At 68.6% G+C, this 9,897-nt stretch carries 6 protein-coding genes; 3 read left to right on the top strand and 3 right to left on the bottom strand.

Annotated features, from left to right (window positions below; translation table 11 throughout):
- Positions 1-204: 204 nt before the first annotated feature.
- Positions 205-2,967, bottom strand: a complete 2,763-nt coding sequence (locus ACI3KS_RS16365) for a family 78 glycoside hydrolase catalytic domain (protein ID WP_404919605.1) — start codon at positions 2,965-2,967, stop codon at positions 205-207.
- Positions 2,968-2,983: 16 nt separating this feature from the next.
- Entirely contained in the window at positions 2,984-5,638 is a 2,655-nt protein-coding gene (locus ACI3KS_RS16360; protein WP_404919604.1) for a family 78 glycoside hydrolase catalytic domain, read from the bottom strand.
- Between the two features lie 245 nt (positions 5,639-5,883).
- On the opposite strand from ACI3KS_RS16360, the gene ACI3KS_RS16355 reads away from it, so the two are divergent.
- From ACI3KS_RS16355 to ACI3KS_RS16345, 3 genes are all read left to right on the top strand, one after another.
- The gene (locus ACI3KS_RS16355; protein ID WP_404919603.1) at positions 5,884-7,197 is read left to right on the top strand and encodes an ABC transporter substrate-binding protein; all 1,314 of its coding nucleotides are present in this window, start codon (positions 5,884-5,886) and stop codon (positions 7,195-7,197) included.
- A 76-nt stretch (positions 7,198-7,273) separates the two neighbouring features.
- Positions 7,274-8,182 (top strand): carbohydrate ABC transporter permease, encoded by a 909-nt coding sequence (locus tag ACI3KS_RS16350; RefSeq protein WP_404919602.1) that lies wholly within the window; start codon positions 7,274-7,276, stop codon positions 8,180-8,182.
- Complete coding sequence (locus ACI3KS_RS16345) at positions 8,179-9,090, top strand: carbohydrate ABC transporter permease (protein ID WP_404919601.1); 912 nt, start codon at positions 8,179-8,181, stop codon at positions 9,088-9,090. Before ACI3KS_RS16350 ends, ACI3KS_RS16345 begins: the two co-directional genes overlap by 4 nt.
- 6 nt (positions 9,091-9,096) lie before the next feature.
- Here ACI3KS_RS16345 and ACI3KS_RS16340 read toward each other — a convergent pair whose 3' ends face one another.
- Positions 9,097-9,879 carry a nucleotidyltransferase domain-containing protein gene (locus ACI3KS_RS16340; protein WP_404919600.1) on the bottom strand — a complete coding sequence of 261 codons (783 nt, stop codon included), beginning with the start codon at positions 9,877-9,879 and terminating at the stop codon, positions 9,097-9,099.
- Positions 9,880-9,897: the final 18 nt, after the last annotated feature.

The following is a 9,897-nucleotide window of genomic DNA, read 5'->3' as shown; positions in this document are numbered from 1 at the left end:
CACGACACCCGCCGAGACCCTGACCCGGCTCACCACACAACCCGCCGCGAACGCGGCCTGACACGAAAGGAACAGGGACCAACTCCACGACACGCGGACCACCCCAGCAGCATCCGTCATGATCTCGTGCGGTTGACCTATTCTCAGGCCGGCGATGGGAGTGCAGGCCGACGCGGACTCAGTCCGACGCGGCCCGCACCGCCGTCACGCGCGCTGCGCGCTCAGCTCCTCCAGTCGCTTCTCCACCGCGGCTCGCGGCTCGGGCCCGAGCAGCCGCGCGAACAGCTCGCCGAGCGTGAGCCGATCGCTCCACTCCGTGTTGTCGCGGAAGTCCTCGGCGATCGCCGGGCGCAGCTCGCCCAGCACCTCGAGGATCGCCCCGTACGCCTCGCGGTCGTCGACGATCGCCGCCAGGCTCGACGCGAGGCCGACCTCGGCGGGTGCGTCAGCCGCGGCCGGAGCATCCGATGTCCACCGATGCGTTCCCGAGCCGACCGTGTGACGCGTCCCGTCGGGCAGCACCACATCGGCCTCGGTGTTCGCCGGCACGACGGCCTCGACGACGATGCCGTCTGCCGTGCGGTCCCACCGCACTCGCGCCTCGCCGTACGGCGTGCGGTGCGCGGCCTCGGCGAAGTCGAACCCGTCGAGCGGATGCGGCTGGATGCTCAGGCGCGAGTATCCGGGTTCAGCGGGAGCCAGCCCCGCCACCGAACGGTGCAGCCAGTCGGCGATCGCACCCAGCGCGTAGTGGTTGAACGACGTCATCTGCCCGGGGTTGATCGTCCCGTCCGGCAGCATCGAATCCCACCGCTCCCAGATCGTCGTCGCGCCCATGGTCACCGGGTACAGCCACGACGGGTTCTCGGTCTGCGTGAGCAGCCGGGTCGCGGTGTCGAGGTGACCGGTGCGGGTCAGCGCGTCCTGGATGATCGGGGTGCCCACGAATCCGGTGCCGATGCGGTAACCGCTGAGCCGCGTGAGCTCCGCGAGCCGGTCTCCGAGGGCCTGTCGACGCTCGGGCTCGACGATGTCGAACACGATCGCAAGCGAATACGCGGTCTGCGCATCCGAGACCATGCGCCCCGACGGGGTGACGTACTCCGCGAGGAACGCCTGACGCACCTCCTCCGCGATGCGCCCGTACTCCAGGGCCTCCTCGTCACGCCCGAGCAGGGCGGCGGCGCGGGCCGTGAGATCCGCCGAGCGGAAGACGTACGCCGAGGCCACGATGTCGGCAGAGGTCTTCGCCTTCGCGGGGTGCGAGGGCGGAGCATCCGGGTCGAGCCAGTCGCCGAACTGGAACATCCCCTCCCACAGTCGACGGTCGCCGGAGTAGCCGACGATCGCATCGGTCCACGCCCTCATGCTGTCGAACTGGCGCTCGACGGTCTCGAGGTCGGCGAACCGCTCATGCAGCACGGTCGGCACCACGGCGGCGGCGTCTCCCCAGGCGGCGGCGGGGCGAGCCGCGCCGAGAACGTTCGGCACGACGAACGGCACCACGCCGTCGATCTGGTCGATCTCGAGGTCGCGCAACCAGGAGTCCAGGAATCCGCGGACGTCGTAGAGGAAGCTCGCGGTCGGCGCGAACACCTGGATGTCCCCCGTCCACCCCAGACGCTCATCGCGCTGCGGGCAGTCGGTCGGCACGTACAGGAAGTTGCCGCGCAGACCCCACACGACGTTCTCGTGCAGCTGACGCACGAGGGCGTGGGAGGTGTCGAACCAGCCGGTGCGCTCCATGTCGCTGTGGATGACGACGGCGGTCACGTCCGCCGGATCGAATGCGCCGGGCCACCCGTCGATCTCGGCGTAGCGGAAGCCGTGGAAGGTGAACTCCGGCTCCCACTCCTCGACGCCCTCTCCGGACAGCGTGTACCGATCGGTCGCCGCGGCCGCGCGCAGCGGACGGGTCCCGAGCTCGCCGTGCTCGAGCACTTCGGCGTGACGCAGGGTCACCACCGTGCCCGCCTCACCCGACACGCGGATGCGCAGACGTCCGACGAGGTTCTGACCGAAGTCGAGCACCGTCTTCCCGGACGGCGTCGTGATGACCTCGACGACGCCGATCTCTTCGATGCGGCGCACGAACGGAGACACCCTGGCACCCGGCACCGGAACGTCGTCGACGACCGCGACGGGCGTCCAGTCGGATGCTGTGAGGCGGGCGTCGTGATCCTCTCCCGCGTACAGCCCGCTCGCCGTGATGGCGTTCGGCGCCGACAGCCACGAGTCGTCCGTGAACAGCGTCTGCGTCGTCCCATCGGCGTACTCGACCAGCAGTTGGGCCGCGAAGCGCGGCTGCTCCTCGTACACCGTCGCGGCGTTCTCGCGGAAGCCGTAGCGCTCGGTCGCCCACGCGCCGGCGAGACGCACATCGATCGTGTTCTCGCCCTGCTGCAGCAGATCTGTCACGTCCGTCGTCTCGTGCACGGTGCGCGCGTGGTACGGCGTCCACCCGGGCTTGAGCACCTGGTCATCGACATCCGAGCTGTTGACCGACGCCTGGTAGACGCCCACCGCCGTGGCGTACAGCGTGGCGCGCCGCACCTCGCCGTCGATCGCGAAGGTGCTGCGCAGCGTGGCCGGTTGCGCATGCCCCGTCGGCTCCGCGACCGCGATCGTCCGCGCGCTCCACTCGCCGTCCGCCAGGAAGCCCGCGACGATCCGTCGTGGTTCGCTCCACTCGGACACCGCGCCGTCGGAGCCCGTCACCCGCACCCGCACCCGCGCCTCCTCCCGCGGCAGCAGCGGACGGAACGGCCAGCGCAGCCGCACCGACTCCCGCCCCTCGACGGTGTGCGACTGCACCTCCCCCGCCAGCTCCAGCTCGAGCTCGGCACGCGACTGCGTCCACCCCTCGGCATCCGTCTCGGTGATCCAGCTGATCGTCGGTGACGCGACGGCGACCGCATCGCTGCCGTGCGGCGCGTCAGCGTCGACGCGCGCGACTGTCAGAGTCATGTTGTTCCTGCACCTCTCATCGTCGGGCGACGGCGGGCGCCGTCACCGTGATCTCGTGTTCTCCTGCATCGAGCACGGCGGATGCCGCGGCTCCGTCGACCGTGACGGTCGAGCTCTCGGAGACCGGGAGGTCGAGCTCGGCGGTGGCGCCGAACGGGACCATCACGGTCGCGTGGAAGGTGTCGCCCTCGACCCGCCAGTCGATGGCGAGGCGACCGTAGGGGGTGTCGATCGACGCCGTGGCGTGCTCGAGTCCGGCCGCGGGGCGCGGGGCGATACGTGCGACCCGGTAACCGGGCTCGGCGGGGACCAGCCCCGCCACGGTGCGGTACACCCAGTCGATCATGGCTCCGTAGGCGTAGTGGTTGAACGACAGCATGCTGCCGCCCTCCTCCTTGGAACCGGCATCCATGGCCCCGGAGTGGATGCTGCCATCGGGCAGGATCGCATCCCAGCGCTCCCACACCGTGGTGGCTCCGCGGTCGACCTGGTACAGCCAGCTCGGCGCTTCGCGGCGCAGCAGCATGAGGTAGGCCTCGTCGAGGTGCCCGTTGTTCGACAGCGCGAACAGCACGAGCGGGGTGCCGAGGAATCCGGTCGAGATTCGCCCGTTCTCGGCGCGCACGTTCTCGGCCAGTCCGTCGGCGATCCTCGTGCGCTCCGCCTGGGGTGCGATGTCGAACTCGAGCGCGAGCGCCGCGCCGGTCTGGGTCGTGATGGCCTCTTCACCCCACCGGTTCCAGGTCTCCGCGGCCACCCGGTCGGCGAGCGCGGCGTACTCCTCGGCCTTCGCGGCGTCGCCGACCAGCGTCTCGGCCTTCGAGAGCAGCCGTGCCGAGTGCACGTAGAAGGCGTTCGCGACGTAGTCGCTCGACACCTTCGCCTGCCACGGGCGGGCACCCGGCGCATCCGGATCGAGCCAGTCTCCGTACTGGAACGGCTCGGTCGGCAGCACCACGTCGTCGCCCGCGCGCGCCCGCAGATGCTCGACCCAGCGCCGCATGCTGCGCAGCTGCTGGTGCAGCACCTCGTCGCTGCCGCTGGACTCGTACACCGCCCAGGGCACGATGGTCGCGGCATCCGCCCACCCCGCACGGCCCATGTTGTTGACGGGGCCCTCGCCCATGCGCATGTCCTGGAACCGGATGATGTCGGGCACCACGGATGCGACGCCGCCCTCGTCGGTCTGGTCGACCTCGAGGTCACGCAGCCAGTTGCGCCAGAACGCCTCGGCATCCATGAGGGTGCTCGCGGTCGCCGCGAACGCCTGCGCGTCACCCGTCCAGCCGAGGCGCTCGTCGCGCTGCGGGCAGTCGGTGGGCACCGAGACGAAGTTGTCGCGCTGCGACCAGAACACGTTCGAGTGGAAGCGGTCGAGGGCGTCGGATGCCGAGCGGAAGCTCGACCGCGCCGGAAGGTCGCTCGAGATCGCGATCGCGGTGGCCGAGACGACCTCGGCGGCACCGGTGACCTCGGCGTGCTGGAAGCCGTGGAAGGTGAACTGGGGCTCGAGCACGTGCTCGCCGTCGCGGTCGAGCGTATACACGTCGGTCGCGCTCGCCGTGCGCAGCGCAGCGGTGTGCAGAGCGCCGGAGGGTTCGAGGATCTCGGCGTGACGGATCGTGACGACGTCGCCGGCTGCACCCCGCACGACCAGGCGCACCCAGCCGGTCACGTTCTGCCCTGCGTCGAATTGCACGCCGTTCTCGCGGTCGGTGCGGCGCATGTCGAGCTCTGCCACGATGCGCACGGGCGGTGCCGAGCGCGGCTCGAAACGTGACGGGTCGCTCTCGATGATCTCGGCCACGGTCCACGAGGAGTCGTCGAACTCCGGGGTGTGCACCCCCGTCGCGCTCTCGCGCAGGTCGGTCGTGGTGCCGTCGTAGATGCTCGCACCCCGCACCGCGCCGAAGCCACCGCGCCACCCGGCATCCGTCGTCGCGACGAGCACCTCGCCGTCGGCATCGATCTGCGCGATCGCCCCCGAGCGGTCACCGTAGATCTCCGTGCGATTCGCGAAGCCCATGCGGCCGCGGTACCAGCCGTCACCGACCTCGAGCACGATGACGTTCTCGCCCTCGCGCAGCAGATCCGTGACATCGAGGGTGTCGAGCAGCACGCGCTCCTGGTAAGAGGTCCACCCCGGCGTGAGGCGCGCGGAACTCGCCCGCTCCCCGTTGATCCACGCGTCGACGAGGCCCAGCGCACTGAGGCGCAGACGGGCGCGAGCCGGGACGGTGTCGAGCGTGAACACGCGACGCAGCAGCGCGACGGGCCCCTCGACCTCGCTGGGGATGCCGATCACCGCGGCAGAGAGCTCGGCGTGCGTGAGGCCCGCCTCGATCACGAGCTCCGCGCTCCAGGCCGTCCAGCCTTCGGACGTCGCGATGCGAACGGCGAAGGCCCGGCGCTCACCGGGCGCGAGATCACCGACCGGGACGGCGACGGATGCCGTGGACTCCACGACCCCGGCCGGCGCGAGCTCCGCACCGGGAGCACCCGAAGCGACCTGGTACGCGATCTGCGCGGCGCCGGGTCGCGAGCTCTCGGTGCGCCAGGTCAGACGCAGCCCCTCTCCGGGGACGCCGAGGAGGTCGGCGCCGTGCTGAGAGCGGAGGGACACCACCCCTGTGGCCTCGTCGAGCTGCGTGGAATCGGGGGTGGCCGCCATGGCGTGGTCCTTCCGGGTGTGTGCGTCGTCGCATCGCGCCGGCATCCGCAACGGCGCGCAGTGCCATATTGAATGGTTTCAACACGCAAAGTCAAGATTGGTCACGACTTCATCCCGAACCGTTGACTCTCGCTCGGGATCGTCGTATCTTACCCAGAGTTGAATGGTTTCAATGATTCGGTTCAACGCCGCGCGACCTCGAGGACGAGGCGCGTCAGGAGTCAGCTTTTACATGGAGGTAAAGGATGAACAGCACCCGTACCCGGAGGGTCCTCGTCGCCGCTGCAGGCGTCGCCGCCCTCGCGCTCCCGCTCGCCGCCTGCAGCACCGGCGGCGGTGGCAGCAGCGACGGCAAGACCGAGATCACGTTCCTCGTGCCCAACTCGGGCACGAACGTCGAATCGGCCGAGGCGATGATCGCGGCGTTCGAGAAGGAGAACGACGACATCACCGTCAAGGTCGAGTCCCAGCCCGCCGGCACCGAGGGCGACAACCTCATGAAGACGAAGCTCGCGACGGGCGAGATGGCCGACCTGTTCTGGTACAACTCGGGCTCGCTGTTCCAGGCACTCAACCCCGATCAGAACCTCGCGCCGCTCACCGACGAGGCATGGGTCGGCGACATGCAGGACACCATGACCGCGGTGGTCTCGACCGACAACGGCATCTACGGCGCCCCGTTCGGCGCCACCCAGGCAGGAGCCGTCGTCTACAACAAGAAGATCTACGCCGACCTCGGCCTCGAGGTCCCCACCAGCTGGGACGAGTTCGCCGCCAACAACGAGGCGATCAAGGCCGCGGGCATCACCCCGGTCATCCAGACCTACGGCGACACCTGGACGAGCCAGCTGTTCGTGCTCGGCGACTTCGGCAACGTTCTCGCGCAGGACGAGGACTGGGCTAGCGAGTACACGGCCGGTGAGCGCAAGTACGTCGACGAGCCGGCTCTGGCCGGCTTCGCGAACCAGGAGGCCGGGTTCGAGGCCGGATGGTGGAACGAGGACTTCGCCTCGGCCCTCTACGACGACGGCGCGCGCATGGTCGCCACCGGCGAGGGAGCGCACTACCCGATCCTGACCGGCATCGTCTCGACGTTCCAGCAGAACTACCCCGAGAACATCGAGGACATCGGTGTCTTCCCGCTTCCCGCGCAGAACGCCGAGGACACGAAGCTCACGGTGTGGCTGCCCAACGCGGTCTACGTGCCCAAGACCACCGAGGGTGACAAGCTCGCCGCAGCCAAGAAGTTCATCGCCTTCATCAACTCGGATGCCGGATGCGACGTGCAGAACACCGCCATGGTCCCGTCCGGACCGTACGCGATCAGCTCCTGCAGCCTGGCCGATGACGTGCCCGGCCTGCTGAAGGACATGCAGGTCTACTTCGACGAGGGCGCCACCAACCCGGCCCTCGAGTTCCTCTCCCCCATCAAGGGCCCGAACCTGGAGAACATCACGGTCGAGGTCGGCAGCGGCATCCGCCCCGCCGCCGACGGTGCGGCCCTCTACGACGAGGACGTCAAGAAGCAGGCTCAGCAGCTCGGCATCGACGGCTGGTGATCCTCGCCTGACCCCGGGAGCCGGCCCGCCGCCCACGCGGGCCGGCTCCGCCCACCTCGACTCGACGGAGAAACGCATGACCGCCACCGCGACCGCGCCGCCCCGCGTCCGCAAGCCCCCGCGCAAGGGGATCTCGAGCTCCTATCCGACCTGGTTCTACATCCCGTCGGCCGTGCTCTACGTGATCCTCTTCGCCGTCCCGACCTTCGCGTCGTTCTACTTCAGCCTCACCCGATGGTCGCTCTTCGACATCGAGTTCATCGGCTTCGACAACTACGTCCAGTTCTTCACCGAGCCCATGCTCATCCAGGGCTTCGTCAACACCTTCATCTACGGGTTCGTCACATCGGCCCTCAAGGTCGTCCTCGGCCTCGCCCTCGCCCTGCTCCTCACCGGTGCGATCCTCGGCCGCAGCTACCTGCGCTCCACGATCTTCTTCCCCGTCCTCGTCTCGACGGTCGGCATCGGCATCACCTTCAAGGTCCTCATGGATCCGTTCGACGGCCTGATCAACCAGACGCTCGCCAGCATCGGCATCGAAGGCCCTGGTTGGCTCACCGACCCCGCCTGGGCGCTCATGTCGATCGCCCTCGTCGACGTCTGGAAGGGCGTCGGCATCGCGACCCTGATCTTCATCGCCGGCCTCGTCGCGATCCCGCAGGAGTACATCGAGGCCGCGAAGGTGGACGGAGCGAGCGCGTGGCAGCGTTTCAGGAACATCACCCTGCCGCTCGTTCAGCCGGCCACCGCGACCGTGATCCTGCTGTCGCTGATCGGCGGGCTCCGATCCTTCGAGCTCATCTGGGCGATGACCAAGGGCGGTCCCGGCTTCACGAGCGACGTGATCGGCTCGGTCATCTACAAGCAGTACCAGGCGGGCTTCTACGGCCTGTCCACCGCGGGCAACGTCGTGCTGTTCCTCGTCGTCACCGCGATCATCGTGCCCATCCAGTACGCCCTGAACAAGAGGCAGGTGGAGTCATGACCCTGACCCGCACCATCACCACGGCCGGCACCTCCAAGGCGAAGATCGCCAGGGGCGAGCGCCGCAGGATGACGCCCCGGCTCTTCGCGAGCCGCTACCTGGTCGGGATCTTCGCGATCCTCGCCTCGATCATCGTCTTCATCGTCCCTTTCGCGTTCATCTTCCTCACCGCGGCCAAGAACGCGCAGGAGGCCTCGCTGTTCGAGTTCTCCCTCCCCGCGCAGGGGTGGTTCCTCTGGGAGAACGTGATGACCGTCCTCGAGACCAGGGACTGGATGCTGGTCCGTGCGTTCATCAACTCGACCGTCCTGACGGTGGCGAGCGTGGCGATCATGGTCGTGTTCGCCGCCATGGTCGGCTACATCCTGCAGCGTCGCAAGTCGCGCTGGAACCACGTGATCAACGTGTTCGTCCTCGCCGGGCTCATCGTCCCGCCGGCCGTCGTGCCGACGATCTGGGTGCTGCAGGGCATCGGCCTCTTCAAGACCATGCCCGGGATGATCCTCATCGAGGCGACATTCGGCCTGAGCTTCTGCATCCTGCTGTTCCGCGCGTTCATCTCGACCATTCCCCGGGAACTCGACGAAGCGGCCGTGATCGACGGCGCAGGCCCCATCCGCCTGTTCTTCACCGTCGTGATGCCGCTGCTGAAGCCGGTCGCCGTGACGGTGATCGTCGTGCAGTCGGTCGCGGTCTTCAACGACTTCACCGGCCCGCTGTACTTCCTGCCCGGAGACGCGAACGCCACGGTGCAGCTGACGCTGTACAACTTCCAGAGTCAGAGCCTGAACCAGTGGAACCTGCTGTTCATGAACATCCTGCTCATCACGATCCCGCCGCTGATCATGTACATCTTCTTCAACCGGCAGATCGTCGCGGGCATGACCAGCGGAGCCGTGAAGGGCTGAGCCGTGTCAGTAGTACTCGGCCGGGATCGTTCCACGGAGCCACGCGAGCTCGTTGTCGCGGATGAAGACCGACAGGGACTCATCACGGCTCTGATCCCGGCCGAGCCACTGATCGAGCTGCGCGATGAGGGCGTTCGCCGAGGCGATGCTCGGGGAGGCCACGACCGCGTCCCAAGCGTCGACGAAGCCCTCGGGGCTGGGAACCTCACGCACCAGCGCGTGGATGTACTTCGGCCCCGGCATCAGTCGATGCGCCGAGGCGAGAGCCGCCCGCGCCGCCGCAAGCGTCAGATGCACGGCGGCATGCTGCAGCAGGAACGGGTCACCGTGCTCTTCGGCTTGGCGCAGGAAGTACCCGCCGTGCAGGTGCGCCTGGGCGATGTGCGAGCGGATGCGCTCGGCCCAGACCTCATCGCCGAGCACGCTGATGCCGGCGACGAGTCCTTCGAGCTCGTCGCTCCGGCTGAACACGACGCGGGCGCCGGCGAACGAGGCCCTGGTCGGGTCGTCCCCGCGCTCGACCGCCGTGCGCAGGTACTCCAGATCGGCGAGCTTGATGTCGATGTAGGAGCCCGGATAGTCCAGGTCGCGGCGATCGATCCAGGCCCATCGGTCTTCGCCGGCGGCACGGGCGAACGCCTCGGCGGTGACGATGAGATAGACGTCGACGTCGGAGTCCTCCCGCTCGACGCCACGGGCGAGCGATCCGATGAGCACGACGCCCACGGTGTCGGGATCGGCCGAGACCTGATCGATGTAGGCGGCCAGCGCCCTCTCCTGATGCTCCACGTCCGCTCCTTCGCGTCG

The organism is Microbacterium sp. ZW T5_45, from assembly GCF_044987415.1.
Lineage (GTDB): Bacteria > Actinomycetota > Actinomycetes > Actinomycetales > Microbacteriaceae > Microbacterium.
Note: the sequence above shows the minus strand (reverse complement) of the source record. Positions and strands in the feature narration are given on the sequence as shown.